This window comes from Myxococcus xanthus (assembly GCF_006402735.1).
Taxonomy (GTDB): domain Bacteria; phylum Myxococcota; class Myxococcia; order Myxococcales; family Myxococcaceae; genus Myxococcus; species Myxococcus xanthus_A.
In genome coordinates this window covers 5,331,069-5,346,561 of sequence record NZ_CP017174.1, presented here as the reverse complement: position 1 = coordinate 5,346,561, position 15,493 = coordinate 5,331,069, and the positions used below count along the sequence as shown (strand labels likewise).

8 protein-coding genes are annotated in these 15,493 nt (G+C 71.0%); 3 read left to right on the top strand and 5 right to left on the bottom strand.

Annotated features, from left to right (window positions below; all coding sequences use genetic code 11):
- Positions 1-3: 3 nt before the first annotated feature.
- The 3 genes from BHS09_RS21895 to BHS09_RS21885 all read right to left on the bottom strand — a co-directional run bounded on the left by BHS09_RS21895 (position 4) and on the right by BHS09_RS21885 (position 3,743).
- Positions 4-759, bottom strand: coding sequence for a hypothetical protein (locus BHS09_RS21895; RefSeq protein WP_140792894.1), 756 nt, complete (start codon positions 757-759; stop codon positions 4-6).
- 2 nt (positions 760-761) lie between these two features.
- Positions 762-2,417: a urocanate hydratase gene (gene hutU / locus BHS09_RS21890; RefSeq protein ID WP_140792892.1), complete on the bottom strand. Its 1,656-nt coding sequence runs from the start codon at positions 2,415-2,417 to the stop codon at positions 762-764.
- 108 nt (positions 2,418-2,525) lie between these two features.
- Positions 2,526-3,743: a BON domain-containing protein gene (locus BHS09_RS21885; protein ID WP_140798835.1), complete on the bottom strand. Its 1,218-nt coding sequence runs from the start codon at positions 3,741-3,743 to the stop codon at positions 2,526-2,528.
- A gap of 248 nt (positions 3,744-3,991) precedes the next feature.
- Between BHS09_RS21885 and BHS09_RS21880 the strand changes: the two genes are divergently transcribed.
- Genes BHS09_RS21880 through BHS09_RS21870 form a run of 3 tightly spaced genes read left to right on the top strand, consistent with a single transcriptional unit; the run spans position 3,992 to position 10,141 of the window.
- A complete protein-coding gene (locus BHS09_RS21880) occupies positions 3,992-6,370 on the top strand; it encodes an FdhF/YdeP family oxidoreductase (RefSeq protein WP_140792887.1) in 2,379 nt (792 codons plus the stop codon).
- A gap of 15 nt (positions 6,371-6,385) precedes the next feature.
- Positions 6,386-8,704, top strand: coding sequence for a hypothetical protein (locus tag BHS09_RS21875; RefSeq protein ID WP_140792885.1), 2,319 nt, complete (start codon positions 6,386-6,388; stop codon positions 8,702-8,704).
- Positions 8,705-8,761: 57 nt separating this feature from the next.
- Positions 8,762-10,141: a sigma 54-interacting transcriptional regulator gene (locus BHS09_RS21870; RefSeq protein WP_140792883.1), complete on the top strand. Its 1,380-nt coding sequence runs from the start codon at positions 8,762-8,764 to the stop codon at positions 10,139-10,141.
- 5 nt (positions 10,142-10,146) lie between these two features.
- On the opposite strand, the gene BHS09_RS21865 is transcribed toward BHS09_RS21870, so the two are convergent.
- Both BHS09_RS21865 and BHS09_RS21860 read right to left on the bottom strand, forming a co-directional pair.
- The gene (locus tag BHS09_RS21865) at positions 10,147-11,409 is read right to left on the bottom strand and encodes a serine/threonine-protein kinase (protein ID WP_237077326.1); all 1,263 of its coding nucleotides are present in this window, start codon (positions 11,407-11,409) and stop codon (positions 10,147-10,149) included.
- Positions 11,410-11,557: 148 nt separating this feature from the next.
- Positions 11,558-15,448 (bottom strand): serine/threonine-protein kinase, encoded by a 3,891-nt coding sequence (locus BHS09_RS21860; RefSeq protein ID WP_140798834.1) that lies wholly within the window; start codon positions 15,446-15,448, stop codon positions 11,558-11,560.
- Positions 15,449-15,493 lie beyond the last annotated feature (45 nt).

Here is a 15,493-nt window from a genome sequence, read left to right as displayed (position 1 = left end):
GTCTCAACGTCCTCCGCGTGCGCCCATGATGGGCACGTTCCAGCTCACACCCTTGCCAACCTTCGCGCGGCCAAACCCGCCCGACAGCTCGAAGTCGTTCATTCCGCCCCAGGAGACGCGCGCCGCCACCACGCCGCCGTAATACAACGCTTGTTCGTTGCGCCCGTGCGACGCCACCGTGTGCCACGACGCGAAGGGCACCAGGCCAATGGACACGTTCTTCTCCGGCTGCATCGTGAGCGCGCACGACACCTCCGCGCCGAAGATGCTGCCCGGCCCGCCGCGCGGGGTGCCTAGCCCGAAATCAGAGGCGCCTCGCAGCGACAACGCCGGGGCCAGGCCCAGCTGCTCCGAGCCCACGTAGTACGAGGCCCCGGCGTACAGCCCGTACCCGGGCAGCGGGATGGGCAGGAGGAACTCGCCCTGAAGTCCGGTGTGCAGGTGCAGCCGCTCGGACAGGGGCACCGTCAGGGCCGCGTCGAACGCCACGCCCCACTGCTGCGTGGAGAAGCTCGACTCGTTTCCCCGAAAGCTGTTTCCCGTTCCGACGCCGGCCTGCGTCCCCGCGATGGGCGCGCTCAGCCGGGGGCCGGAGCGCATGCCGACCTGCATGACGTTGCGGTCCGGCGCCCCGGGCCCCATCCGCATCACCATGGGGCCCATCGCCGTGGGGGCGCACCCCGTCAGTCCCACGACGGCGGCGCCCCACAGTCCGACCCCTGCCGCGCACAAGCGCTTCACTGCGGCCTCCTGCTTCATCTTCAGGTGGTGATGCCGGGAATCTTCACGCCGCGCTCTTTCGCCACCTCGATGGCCTCCGGGTAGCCCGCGTCCGCGTGGCGCAGCACGCCCATGCCGGGGTCGCTGGTGAGCACGCGCTCGATGCGGCGCGCGGCCTCCGCCGTCCCGTCCGCGACGATGACCTGACCGGCGTGCAGCGAGTAGCCCATGCCCACGCCGCCGCCGTGGTGGAAGGACACCCATGAGGCGCCGTTCACCGCGTTCACCAGCGCGTTGAGGATGGGCCAGTCCGCCACCGCGTCCGTGCCGTCCTTCATCGCCTCCGTCTCGCGGTTGGGCGACGCCACCGAGCCACAGTCCAGGTGGTCCCGGCCGATGACGATGGGCGCCTTCACCTCGCCCTTGCGCACCAGTTCGTTGAACGCGAGGCCCGCCTTGGCGCGCTCGCCATACCCCAGCCAGCAGATGCGCGAGGGCAGGCCCTGGAACGCCACGCGCTCCTCGGCCATGTTCAGCCAGCGCTGGAGCGAGGCCTTCTGGGGGAACAGCTCGCGCACCACGCGGTCGGTGACGCGGATGTCCTCCGGGTCGCCGGAGAGCGCCACCCAGCGGAAGGGCCCCATGCCCTCGCAGAAGAGGGGACGGATGTAGGCGGGGACGAAGCCGGGGAACTCGAAGGCGTTCTCCATGCCGCCCAGCTCCGCCTGGCCGCGCAGGTTGTTGCCGTAGTCGAAGACGTGGCTGCCGGCCTTCTGGAAGTCGTTCATCGCCTGCACGTGCATCATCATCGACTCGCGCGCGCGGCGGACGTACGTCTCCGGATCCCGCTGGCGCAGCTCGGCGGCGGCCTCCAGCGACAGGTCCGTGGGGATGTAGCCGTTGAGCGGGTCATGGGCGCTCGTCTGGTCCGTGACGAGGTCCGGCTTGATGCCGCGGCGGTACAGCTCGCGGAACACCGACGCCGCGTTGCCGATGACGGCGATGGAGCGGCCCACGCGCTTCTCCTGGGCGTCCTTTACCAGGGCTAGCGCTTCATCCAGGTCCTTGGCGACGACGTCCAGGTAGCGCGTCTCCACGCGGCGGCGAGCGCGAGTGGGGTCGATCTCCACGCCGAGGAATACCGCGTTGTTCATGGTGGCGGCCAGCGGCTGCGCGCCACCCATGCCACCCAGACCGCCGGAGAGGATGAGGCGGCCCGCCAGGTCGTCGGTGCCGAAGTGGAAGCGGCCGGCGGCGGCGAAGGTCTCGTAGGTGCCCTGGAGGATGCCCTGCGTGCCGATGTAGATCCACGAGCCCGCGGTCATCTGGCCGTACATCATCAGGCCCTTCTTCTCCAACTCGTGGAAGTGCTCCCAGTTGGCCCAGCGGCCCACGAGGTTGGAGTTGGCGATGAGCACTCGCGGCGCGTCCGGGTGCGTGCGGAAGATGCCCACGGGCTTGCCGGACTGGACGAGCAGGGTCTCATCGTCGCCCAGGTTCTGGAGGCTCGACACGATGCGGTCGAAGGAGGGCCAGTCGCGGGCGGCCTTGCCGGTGCCGCCGTAGACGACGAGGTCCTCGGGGCGCTCGGCGACGTCCGGGTCGAGGTTGTTCATCAACATCCGGAGCGCGGCCTCCTGGACCCAGCCCTTGCAGGACAGGGTGGAACCGTGGGGGGCGCGGATGACGCGGGACATGAACGGACTCCTAGAGTGTGGCGGACGGAAAGGCCCGGCACACTACCTGAACCAGCGTGCTTCCGGGCCACCGCGATGTCCGCGTCGCGCCGCGTCGCGTCTGCCGCGTCACGAATGCAGCGTGTCGTCGTCGGAGGCGTCCATACCCGGAGTCTGGACGGGGCTGCGTGACGCGGGCCGGTCCACGACGCCGTCCTCGCGGTCGATGCGAATGTCGTTGATGACCTCCTTCACCCCCAGCACGTCCCGGGCGAGCGCTTCCGTCGCGTGTCGTTCATCCTGGCTGCGCACCACGCCGGCCAGCAGCACCACGCCGTCCCGCACGCGGATGTCCACGTCCTCGGCGTCCACCCAGCTTTGCATCAGCCGGTCGCAGAGGTCCGACAGGATTCGCTCGCTGGAGCGCCGGTAGCCTCGCGGCGCGCGTCCCCGGGGTGGCGCCCTCACAGGGCCTTCGGGCCGGTAGCGCCCACCCGAGAAGCCACCTTGCCCCAGATCGTGGTCGTCCGGCCGTGACGGACTGGTGGCGTACCCATCCCACGGTGGCGCCATGTTCTCCACACCAGGGCCGTGGCCCGCGGGCTGTGTGCCCCCGTAGCGGACATCCGTTTCGGCCATGCGTCCGGCGGCGCGCCAGGGCCGGCCCCGGTCCATGCCGCCCGCTTCCCGTCGTCGGCGCTCGTGGGCGTCGTCGGCGCCTCGGTGGCCATGGTGCCTTCCGCCGTGCCCCCGGCGCTCTGGCCTCTCGTGTCCGCCCCGGCGTCCTACCTCCGTCCCCACGTCCTCCAGGACGCCGAGGTAGGGAGGCTCCAGGCGCCAGTCTTCCTCGACTTCGCGGAACGTGCCGCTCGGGCTGTAGCCGGGCCGTCTGGCGATGCGCTCCGGGTCGAAGTTCCGGGCGCGGCGGTCCAGCTCCCGGTCCAGGTCGAAGTCGCGGCCATACTCCCGGCCCTGGTCCAGGGCGCGCGCGGCGCGTCCGAAGTCCACGTCTTGTTGGTAGTCGCGTGTGTCCCGGTCCCTCGCCGCGTCCCGGAAGTGCCGCTCGCTGTCGAAGGAGCGTGGAAACGCATCATCCTCGGAGGCCCAACCGCCTCGGCGGTGGTGGCCCCGGTGCGGATCGCCCCGTCGTCGCTCGGCGCCGGCGTCGTCCCGCTCGAAGTCGCCCCTGCGTTCGGACCCGCGCTCGTAGCCGTGCTCATCATCCCTGGCCGGGGCGCGGGCCCAGGTGTCCCTCGGATGGGTGTGTTCGTCCTCCCAGCCCCTCGAGGGCCGCTGCTCCCGCTCCCTGTCTCCCCATCGCCGGTCGTCATCGCGCCTGCCGTTCATCTGGATGGCCTCCTCTCGTTAAGCGTTCGCCCAGGGCCTGTCTCCTGACGTTCTGGACCGCGAGCGCTGCTGGCAATGCAGGCAGGCCCCGCCAGGGGCTCGGCCGGGCATGGGGGCCCTGGAGTGGCCGCCGTATGCCGGGGGAGGCGCCAGTCGTTCCATGAGCGTTCCCGCGCGGCCAGAGCGCGGTAGAGTCCCCTGCCGCGACCAGCCAGCCAGCCGGCCGCGCGATGCCTGGAGGGAGTGCCATGGACGACGGGAGCCGGAACGCACAGGGGCCTGGCGCGCAAGCGTCGTCCGCGCTCGCGAAGGCAACGCCCTGCGCCCAGCCTCCCGAGGAGGCCCATGGCCCTTCCGTGGGGCCCGTCGCGACGGTGGCGGGCGGCATCCCCGCCGTCATCTCCGCCATGCGGCACGTCTACGGTGAGATGGACGTGGTGCGCGGGACGAAGCTGCTGCTCAAGGTGAATCAGAAGGAGGGCTTCGACTGCCCCGGCTGTGCGTGGCCCGACCCGGGGCACCGCTCCATGGCGGAGTTCTGTGAGAACGGCGCCAAGGCGGTGGCGGAAGAGGCCATGGCCGCGCGGGCGACGCCGGAGTTCTTCCGTCAATGGAGCGTGGCGGACCTCTCCCTCCAGACGGACCATTGGCTGGGCAAGCAGGGCCGGCTGACGCACCCGATGGTGCTCCGCGAAGGCGCCACGCACTACGAGCCCCTGTCCTGGGACGAAGCCTTCGCGCTGGTGGCCGAGGAGCTGAACGCGCTCGACACGCCAGACGCCGCGAGCTTCTACACGTCTGGCCGCACCAGCAACGAGGCGGCGTTCCTCTACCAGCTCTTCGTGCGGCAGTTCGGCACCAACAACCTGCCGGATTGTTCGAACATGTGCCACGAGTCGAGCGGCTCGGCGCTCAACGAGACGGTGGGCATCGGCAAGGGCACCGTCACGCTGGAGGACTTCGACAAGGCGGATGCCATCTTCGTCATCGGGCAGAACCCGGGGACGAACCATCCGCGCATGTTGTCGTCGCTCGAGGCCGCCGCACGCCGGGGCTGCCAGATTGTCAGCATCAACCCGCTGCCGGAGACGGGGCTCAACCGCTTCAAGCACCCGCAGGACGTGCTGCACCTCATCGGGCCCGGGACGGCGCTCAACTCCCTGTTCGTTCAGGTCCGCATCAACGGCGACGCCGCGCTGCTCCAGGGCATCGCCAAGGCGCTGTTCGAGATGGAGGACGCGAACCCCGGCTCGGTGGTGGCCAAGGGCTTCATCGACGACAAGACGCTGGGCTTCGAGGCCTACGCGGCCCACATGCGCGCGGTCAAGTGGGAGGACGTCGAGGAGGGGAGTGGGGTGCCGCGCGCGCAGGTGCTCGCGGCGGCGGAAATCCTCGCGCGCTCCGAGCGCACCATCTTCTGCTGGGCCATGGGGCTGACGCAGCACCGCAACGGCGTGGCGTGCATTCAGGAGATCGTCAACCTGACGCTGCTGCGCGGCGGTATCGGCAAGCCGGGCGCGGGCCTGTGCCCGGTGCGCGGTCACAGCAACGTGCAGGGCGACCGCACCATGGGCATCTGGGAGAAGCCGCCCGAGGCCCTGTTGACGGCGCTGTCCCGGGAGTTCGGGTTCGAGCCGCCGCGGCACCACGGCATGGACGTGGTGGACACGCTGCTCGCCACGCACGACGGCCAGGTGAAGGTGTTCTTCGCGCTCGGTGGCAACTTCCTCTCCGCCACGCCGGACACGGAGTTCACCGCCGAGGCCCTGCGCCGCACGCGCCTCACCGTCCACGTGTCCACCAAGCTCAACCGCTCGCACCTGGTCCACGGACGGCGGGCGCTCATCCTGCCGTGCCTGGGCCGCACCGAGCGCGATGTTCAGGCCGGTGGGGCCCAGTTCGTCACCGTGGAGAACTCCATGGGCGTGGTGTCGTCTTCGCGGGGCTCGGTGGCGCCCGCGTCGGAGCACCTGCTCAGCGAACCCGTCATCGTCGCCCGGCTGGCGACGGCGGTGCTGGGGGAGCGCTCTCGCGTGCCCTGGCAGACGCTGGTGGAGGACTACGACCGCATCCGTGAGCAGATTTCGCGCGTCATCCCCGGCTTCGACGACTTCAACCGCCGCGTGCGGGAGCCGGGCGGCTTCGCGCTGCCGAACGGTCCGCGCGAGGGACGCTTCACCACGAAGAGTGGCAGGGCGCACTTCACGGTGCATGCGCTGCAGCCAATTGCCCTGGAGCCGGGTCAGCTCCTGATGATGACGATTCGCACGCATGACCAGTTCAACACCACGGTGTACGGGCTGGACGACCGCTACCGGGGCATCCGCAATGGCCGCCGGGTGGTGTTGCTGCATCCCGCCGACATGAAGGCGCAGGGGCTGGCCGCGGACCAGCTTGTCGACCTGCGGAGCCACTTCGAAGGCGAGACGCGGCTGGCGCGTGGCTTCCGCGTGGTGCCGTACAACATCCCGCGCAGGTGCGCGGCCACCTACTTCCCCGAGGCCAACGTCCTCGTCCCCGTGAACAGCTTCGCGGAGAAGAGCCGCACGCCCACGTCGAAGTCGGTGGTCATCAGCATCACCCCGGCCGGAGAAGCGCGGGCCCTGCCCGCTGGCGCGGTGGCATGAGGTGCGTGAGAGAGCATGCAGCCCGTCAATGAAACCGGCTGGCCGGAGTCGCTCCGGTCCCTCTATGAGACGGTGACGGGGACGCCCGCGGCGGATGCCATGACCGCGTCGGCCCAGTGGCGCGAGTCCTTCGCGGCCTGGGTGCGAGGCGCTTCGCTGGATGAGCGCACCCTGGCGCAAGCGGCGGCCTGGAGCCGACTGGACGAGGGCGAGCGGACCCTCGGCGAGCTGTTGTTCCTGCTCTCTTCGTGCAGTGAGTTGCTGTGGCCCTACGCCGCGCCGCCTCGAGGCCTGCTGCCGCGCTTGATGGCGCGGCAGGAGACGATGCTGGCTGCGTTGTTGGAGGTGGGGGATGCGGACACGGCCGCGCGGGTGCGGCGTGAGACGGAGGCCACCGTCACCACGGTGCTGACGCGCATCCTGAAGCGGCACCCGGACGCGCTCCAGTCCCTCGTCGGCGACGCGCCGTGCACCTTCGACGGCCGGGCCCTGCGCTTCCACGGCGCAGTGGAGGTGGACCTGCGTCAGGTGTTGGGCACCGGCGCGAAGTCCGTCGCGCTGCTGGAGCAACTGCGCGCGCTGATGCCGGCGACGGCGGCGGACGGGCGCGACCGGTTGGCGGAGTTCATCCGGACACGGGCCGCGCGGCTGCCGTGGCGGGAAGCTTCGGAGGTCCTGGCCGAGCGGCTCTTCTCGCTGGCGACGTCGCCGGAGGGCCGCAGCGGCATGAGTGGCTTCCTGGCGTGCTACCCCGGTGGACGCAAGGAGCCGGACTGGTGCGCTCGGGCGGGGCTGCTGCTGTCGCGCACGCTGGAGGTCGGCGGTCCTCCCGAAGTGGTGGAGAACCTGTGCGAGCTGCTGGCGCGCTTCGATGCGCCGCCGGTGGACGGCCTGCGCGGGGCGCTGGGCGCTTTGGTGCACGGCGACTTCGAGGCCTCGGCGGACCTGGGCCCCGTGCGCTTCGTTCTCGACCACTGCCAGGCCACGCTGCGCAAGGGCGAGCCGGGTCTGGTGCTCACGCTGCTGTGGCTGGAGGAGCGGTTGTTCCGTGCCGCTGTGCGCAAGGGCGCGCCAGATGCTTTCGACCGCCGCAAGCGCGCGCTGTCGAAGCTCAAGCCGGGGGCGCCGGGATTCGACCAGCTCCACTGGCTGGCGGAAGAATGTGCCGAGCTGTGGCCTCGCTTCATGCCCGGTGCCGTGCGGCCCGGTCTGGACGAGCTGGCGGCGTGGCGTCAGGAAGTCGCCGACCGCGTGGGGCGCAAGCCCGTGCTGCGCAAGGCGGCCATCGAGTTCTTCCTCTGGTGCGCGCCGGATGCCGCTTCGTCCGAGGCGGAGCTCACGGTGCTGGCGCTGGTGCGCACCGCGACCGACCGGAGACAGGTGAAGCGGCTGAAGGAGCACCCGTCGTCACGCGTTCGCCTCCGCGTCCGGACGCTCCAGTCCTGGTTCCAGGGCTCGTCGGCGAAGGGGAAGCCGGGCGCCCCCGTGGAGCCTTCACAGGCTTCGGGCCCCGCGACGTTGACGGAGGCGTTGCGGCACCTGCATGTGACGCGCGCGGTGCCGCTCGGCGGCCGGACGTGGCTGCGTGACCGGGACCTGGAGGAGCTGTTGCTGGGCGCTTTCGGTCGAGTGGAGGCGGAGTTCTCTTCTCGCTATCCGGAGCGCTTCCGCGAGGACACCGAGACGCTGGCGGCGGACCTGCTCGAAGCGCTGCGCGCCGAGCTGGCGCGGGTGAAGGCGGACGTCGCCGCGCTGATGTCCCAGGGGCAGCCCTCGCCGTGGGAGCTGTCGATGACGGTCCGGCGCCGTGAACCGGAGCCCGAGCCCGTGCCCGTGCCGGTGGACGGCGAGGCGGCTCCGGCCGCCGTACCTCCGCCTTTGGCCGTCGCGCGACCTGGGGTGGAGGTGGCTTTCGTCCTCGACGTGGCGGTGGGCGACTTCCTGCGCACGCGGCGCGTGGTGTCCGTGCAGGTGGTGAAGCTCGAACAGCGCGGAGAAGGTCAGTGGCTGCCCGCCTTCCGGCTGGGCCGGGAGCACCTGGACGCGCAGTTGCTGCGGACCGATGCCGCGTTCTGCCTGTTCCTGGCGCCTCCGTTTCCTCGGGCCGAGTGCTGGGTGGTTCCGTCGCGAACGGTGCGCGCGATGATGGAATCGCAGCGCTCGCTGTCGGGTGTGCCGCGAGACGGGGTGCAGCGGGTGGCGCGCTCACTGTCCCACTGGCTGTTGGGCGACCTCGTCGGTCTGTGGACGGGGGACGAACGCCCGGAGTCGTTTGCCCGGCTGTCCCGCGCGGAGGACATGCCGGACTTCGTCGTCGAATGGGGCCTCCGGTAGGTCAAGTGGCCACGGGGCCCGCTGGCGTGACGTCCACGGTGATAGCGTCCATCCCTTATGAGTCACACCGAGCGACCCCAGGGGGCGGGCCGTCCAGCCGAAGGGCCTGATTCCGTCCAGCAGACGCGGCCCACAGGTACAGGAAGGCCCGGGAGCTCGGGCGCTGTTCGCCGCTTCCGATTCACCGTCCTCGAAGGTCCGCAGCCTGGGCAGTCCAAGGACAGCAACGCGGACACGTTCTCCATCGGTTCGCATGGGCTCAACGACTTCGTCATCGAGGAGCCCACCGTCTCGCGCTTCCACTGCGAGGTGAAGGTCGACCACGAGGGTGCCCGCCTGCGGGATTTGGACAGCCGAAACGGCACCGTGCTCGACGGCGTCCACGTGCGCGACGCGTACCTTCGTGGCGGCAGCATCCTGCGCCTGGGCCGGGTGAGCGTCCGGTTCGACTTCAGCCCGGAGACGAACCGGCTGCTCATCTCCGACCGCACGACGTTCGGTGAGCTGGTGGGCTCGTCGCCCGTGACGCGCGCCAGTTTCGCCCTCATGGAGCGAGCCGCCGCGAGCGACGCGACGGTGTTGCTGGAGGGGGAGACGGGCACGGGCAAGAGCCGCGCGGCTTTCGCAATCCACCAGGCCAGCGCCCGGGCCTCAGGGCCTTTCCTCACCGTGGACTGCGGCGCCATTCCCGGCAACCTGCTGGAGAGCGAGCTGTTCGGTCACGAGAAGGGCTCCTTCACCGGCGCCATCCAGCGCCGCATTGGTGCCTTCGAGGAGGCGGACGGCGGCACCATCTTCCTGGACGAGATTGGCGAGCTGCCCGCGGAGCTGCAGCCGAAGCTGTTGCGCGTCCTGGAGAACAAGGAGATTCGCCGCCTGGGCGCCAACGGGTACCAGCCCGTCAACGTGCGCGTCATCGCCGCGACGCACCGGGACCTGCGCGCCGAGGTGAACGCGGCGCGCTTCCGCTCCGACCTGTTCTTCCGCCTCGCGGTGGTGCGCATCATCATCCCCGCGCTGCGGGAGCGGCCCGAGGACATCCCCCTCATCGCGGAGCGAATCCTCACGGCCTTCGGGGCCGGCTCCGAGCAGCTCGCGGCGCTGAGCACTCCGGAGTTCATCGCGCAGCTCCAGCACGCCGCGTGGCCGGGGAACGTGCGCGAGCTGCGCAACCACCTGGAGCGTTGCCTCGTCTTCCAGGACGCCATGCCGCCTGACGCCGACGAGGTGAGCGCGCAAGCGGTGCTGCGCAGCCTGGTGGACCCGAAGCAGCCCTACGCGGAGGCCCGTCGCCGCGCGCTGGAGGTCTTCGAGCGCGAGTATCTGGATGCGCTCCTCAAGCTCCACGGAGGCAAGGTGTCGCAGGCCGCCACCGCCGCGGACATGGACCGCGTGTACCTGTACCGCCTGCTGCGCCGGCACCGGCTGCGGACGTAGCTCGCTCAGCGGCTGGCGAGTGCATCCGACAGTAGGATTTCGCCCGCGGTACCTCCCGAAGCCCAGGACTCCAGGCGGAGCAACTCACCGCCCGCCAACCTCGGAAGGCCCTGGGCGTCCGTGTTCAGCTCACACAAGGCTGCGTGTGCATAGACGCGGACTTCCACGCTGTCACCCGCGGCCTCACACGCTTGCCGCAACAGCGCGTCCGCCACATGGCGCGCTTCCACCAGTGTGGGGACACGGGCCTCGGCCGCGGGAGGCAGCAACCGCCACGCGAGCACGGCGTTTCCACTCTCCATGGCGAGCGCCCATCCACGGGTCTCCAGTTCGGTGAGCGTCGCGTCCAGCGCGGCGTCCCTGGCATCCAGGTCCGCGTCGGTGTGCTCGTCCAGGGCCACCGGGAAGCGGAGGTCCACATAGACAGCCACGGCCCACGTCTCATCCGGGGCGGGCGCCAGCGCCGCGCGCAAGGCATCGAGGAAGGCGGGCACGTCCGGCCAGCGGTCCCCAGGGGCCTTCGCGAGACACCGCTGGACCACGGCGTCCAGTGCTGGCGGTGCGTGCCCCCGTTCATCCAGGTGCGGCGGCGGCGCATGGAGGTGCTGCTCCTCGACCTCCACCACGCTGGTGCCCTCGAAAGGCAGGCTCCCGGTGAGGAGTTGGTAGAGAAGCACGCCCATCGCGTACAGGTCGGTGCGTGCGTCCATGGCCTGCCCGCGAATCTGCTCGGGGGCCATGGACACGGGAGTGCCGAGCACGGCGCCGCCGGACGTCAGGCCGGAGAGTCCTTCAGGTGGCTCCACGCGGGCGATGCCGAAGTCCACCAGCTTCACCGTGAAGCCCTCCGCCCGGGGGATGACCATCACGTTCTGGGCCTTGAGGTCCCGGTGCAGGATGCCGCGGCCATGGGCGAAGTGCAGCGCGGCGCCCAGTTCCTCCATCACCGTCAGCGTCTCCGCGAGGGAGAAGGGGCCTCGGCGCGTGAGCCACTGGTCCACGCTTTCGCCCTCCAGCCATTCCATGGCCAGCCAGGGGCGTCCGTCGCGAAGGTCGCCATGCTCGAGCACCTCCACGATGTGGGGATGGCGCAGCACCCGGAGCGTGTCCGCTTCCTGCTGGAAGCGGCGGAGCACGTTGGTGACGTGGTTGAACTCGGCACGGACCACCTTCACCGCGGCGGGAGCCCGGGTGGACAGGTGCGACGCGCGATAGAGCCACGCGGTCACACCCGCGTGGACGCGTGACTCGATGACCCAGTCGCCCACCAGCGCTCCGGGTTCCAGTTCGTCTCCATATAACGATATGGCGTGTTCGCGTGGGGGCCCACCGGCCATGGGACGTCCCTCCGTGCCTTTGCGGCGACACCCCGTGCTAACACGGTTCTTGGCCCCGGCACTGGGCGTGGCCGTCCCGCTAGGGGCTTTCGGCCGGGGCCGCCAGCGCGCGGACGCGGTCCGTCCACAGCGGCGCTTCGCGTGCGGTCTCCTCGACCTCCGCGACCCGCGCCCGCAGCGTCACCGTGTCTCCGGCCTTGCGAGCCGCGCGTGCCGCCCAGACGAGAATCTCCAGCCGCTCATCAGGCGTGGCCAACTGGCGTGACTCATCCACCAGGTGGGCCCAGGCATCGGCGCCGTAGGGAAGGGCGTCGCGAGCCTCGTTCACGACGCGCCGGACCACGGACAGCATCAGCGCGTCCGAAGGTGACAGACGCTGCCGCGTGTCCGGCTCCTCGAGCCAGGCGAGCTGACGTGCGACTTCGGACATGTCTCCGAGCTCGCAGCACAGGCGCGCCACCAGCAGGGCATCCTGGGCCATGGACCGGGGGAAGAAGCGCTGGCTGAGCACTCCGGCCCGCCGCGCCAGGGGCAATGCCTCCACGGCCCGGCCCTGGTAGCCGAGCAGCAGCGCCAGGTTGAAGGCGGAGGTCCGTTCAATCTGCACGTTGCCCAGCTCGCGTCCCAGGGTCACCGCGCGCTCCAGGTCCGCGTGAGCGCCCGCCGCGTCCCGGCGCTGGACATGCAGCACCATCCGGTTGTTGAGGGCCACGCCCAGGTGCAGGGTGTCGCCGGTCGCCTCGCACAGGGCGATGGCTTCGTCGAAGCGGCGCGAGGCTTCGTCCAGTCGGTCGGTCCACGCCAGCATCGCGCCCAGCATGGCCAGGGCGATGGCCTCCGTCTCCGAGTCCTCTCCGGACCGCGCGGCCTCCACGGCTCGCTCCAGGGCGGGCACGGCCCCAGTGATGTCCTCCTGCCGCACGAAGACGCGCGCCTGGGCCAGGGCATGGCGCGCGGCCAGCTCCGGAGGGACCGCTTCCTTCAGGCAGTGCAGGGCCTGCTCCAGCAGCGCGGTGGAGCCCATCGCGTCGTCCTGCCAGTCGAGGGCGGTGGCTTCTTCCAGCAGCAAGTCCGCCTCGCGCACCACATCGCGGTGGGCCTCGGCCAGCAGGCGGGCGGCGCGCAGGTCTTCCACGGCATCGTCGATGCGCTGGAGGCGGTAGCGCACGCGTCCTCGTCCCGACAGCAGCTCCAGCCGGACGGCCTCTTCGGTGCGCGGCACCAGCGACAGGGCGGCCGAGTAGTGCCGTTCCGCCTCCAGGAGCCGGTGCGCGTGGCGAGCGGATTCGGCCAGGTTCCAGTGGAGGGACGTGGCTTGGAGGGAATCTCCGGCGGCCTCGGCCAGACGCGCCCTTCGGGCGGTGGGCGTAGCGGGCAGGGCGCGCAATGCGGCCGTGCAGATGCGCCGCTTCAGGGGCGGAGGGAGCAGTGCGGTGAAGGCTTCGCGCAGGGTGGTGTGTTCGAAGCGCCAGCGTCGCGGCCCTCGGGGTTCCACCATGCCCGCGCGTGCCAGCCGCTCCAGCGCGACGCCCGGGTCCAGCGACAGGTCCAGGGACGGGTCTGCCTCCAGGTGGGCGAGCGTGGCGGTGAGTTCCTCCAGCCGCACGTCGTCTCCCAGGAGCGCCGCGACCTGGAGCAGGGCGCGCAGGCCAGGGGGCAGGGCCGCGAGGCTGCGCTCGGCGAGCCGTTCATCCGCGCCCGGGCGGTCCGGAGCCAGCCCGTTCAGCGCGTCCGCGGCGAGGTAGCCACCCCCATCCGGACGGGTGCGGATGGCGCCCGCGCCTCGGAGGGCACGCACCGTCTCCATCATGCGCAATGGCGAGCCGCCGCAGCGCTCCACCAGCTCTCGCAACACGCCTTCGGCAATCAGGTCTACGGGGCGCAGCCACTGGCGAAGCAGCTCGCGCGCATCGTGTTCCGGAAGGGGAGAAAGCTCTCGCTGTTCGGCGTCTCGTGCGCGTTCCCCCAGGTAGGGGCGTAGGCCTAACAGCCGGTGCCGGCCGGCGAGCACCACGCACAGTGGGGCACCCTCTCCAGAGAGCGTCGCTAGTTCCAGTGCATCCAGGGCCGTGGGGTCCAGCGTGTGCGCGTCATCGACCAGCAGCACCAGGGGCTGAGCGGCCGCGAGCCGCCACAGGTGCGCTGCGATGGCCCTCGCCACCAGTTGCCTGCGCGCCGCCGGGTGCACGGTGGCGACATCCAACGGGGGACGCGCGTCCGCGAGCAGCCGGCGCAGCGCTTCATCCGAGGGAGTCTGAGATGGCAGGCCGAGGACGGTGTTGATGAGACTTCGCAGACCGCTTTCGCTCGCGCTGCCTTCATCCGGGAGCGCCTCGACGAAGCGCACGGAGACGCCGGGCGTGCCCTCCAGCTCGCTCCGCCACGTCGTGAGCAGGCGTGTCTTGCCCAGGCCCTCTTCCGCCAGCAGGGTGCGCAGCACGGGCGCGCCGTGTGCCTGCACGCGCGACAGGGCTTCGCGCAGCCACTGCCGCTCCGTGTCCCGGCCCAGGAGGACGTCAGGAGATATCAGCGCGGCCCCATGCGGCGTGCTGTAGGGCAGGTCGCCCAGGTGGGCTCGGGCGCTGGCCGTCAGTGCGACGGTCTCAGTGGTGGAGGCGGATTCGAACGATGGCCACCACCGCTCGGGCCGCTCCACCGCCGCGCCACCCACCGTCAATCGACCTGCACGCTCACGAATGCGCAGCGGTGCGCAATGAAGCGCGAGCGTTGCGTTTGGGGGGAGGGCGGCTTTCAGCACCTCTGCGGCCCGGAGCGCGGCGCGCAGCCCAGCTTCCACTGCCACTTCGTGGGGGAACGCGAAGAGGCAAAGGCCCGGCTCCACGCGCGCGAGGATGACGCCGCTTCCGGCGAGGCAGGCCTGCAAGGCCGGTGCGTCCAGTGAGGACTTCACACCGAGCACCGCCACCTCGTGCGTGGCTCGGCTGGTGTCTGGGGTGGGGGCGGTTGAAGGGCCTGCGTCCGTCCGGGACGCCTCCGTGGCGCGGCGCGGGTTCTCCGCCAAGGCACCGGACACCGCATGTGTGACCAGCGCATCGCCAGCGCCCTGCAGCTCGCGCAACTCCTCCGCCAGCGACCGCGCACTGTCCCCCCGGTCCTCGGGAGCCTTGGCCAGCAGCCGCTGCACCAACGTCTCCACCGCCGCGGGTACCGGCCAGGGCGCGAGCGTCCGTATCGCCGGAGGCCGCCGCGAGACATGCGCCTGGAGCACCGCTGCCGCCTCTCCGACAAAGGGAGGCCGACCACACAGCAACTCAAAGAACATGACCCCAAGCCCATACAGGTCCGCGCGCGCGTCGATGTACCGCGCGTCCCGGCACTGCTCGGGTGACATGTACTCATGGGTCCCCAGCCGCTGACCCGTGCGAGTGAGCCCTGGCGAGAGCCCCTCCCCATCATCCTGGGCCGTCAGCCGCGCGAGCCCGAAGTCCAGCAGCACGAGCCGCCCTTCGGACAGCACGACGTTTTCCGGCTTCAGGTCCCGGTGCACCACGCCCGCCGCATGGACCTGGGCCAGGGCCTCCGCCAGGGCTCGCATCAGCGGGGCCGCATCGACCCAGGGCAGGGCCCCGGCGCCCGGCAGCTTCGCCAACCGTCGAGCCAGCGTCGGGCCCTCGATGCGCTCCATGATGACCACCCGCTCACCGGCGCGGGTCGTGGCCTCGCCCAGCAGCCGCGGCACGGCGGGGGGACCGATGCGGCGCAGGGCCTCCAACTCCCGCCCCAGCCGTTCGCCTGCGAGCGGCTCCAACACCTTCAGCGCGACGTCCTGCCCATCCACCTCACGTCGCGCGGCGAACACCCGTCCAAACCCACCGCGCCCCAAGGGCGCTCCCAGGACATGGCCCGCCACATCCGGAGGCTCTGGCAAGGAGCCTGGGGCACGCGCTTCGACCGGGCCGTGGCGAGGACAGCGCTCGGCCACGCGGCGATGGCAGGTGGGGCAGCGCATGGGCGTGGGAGCTCGGGACCGGGAGCTTGGACGGCCACGCCCGGA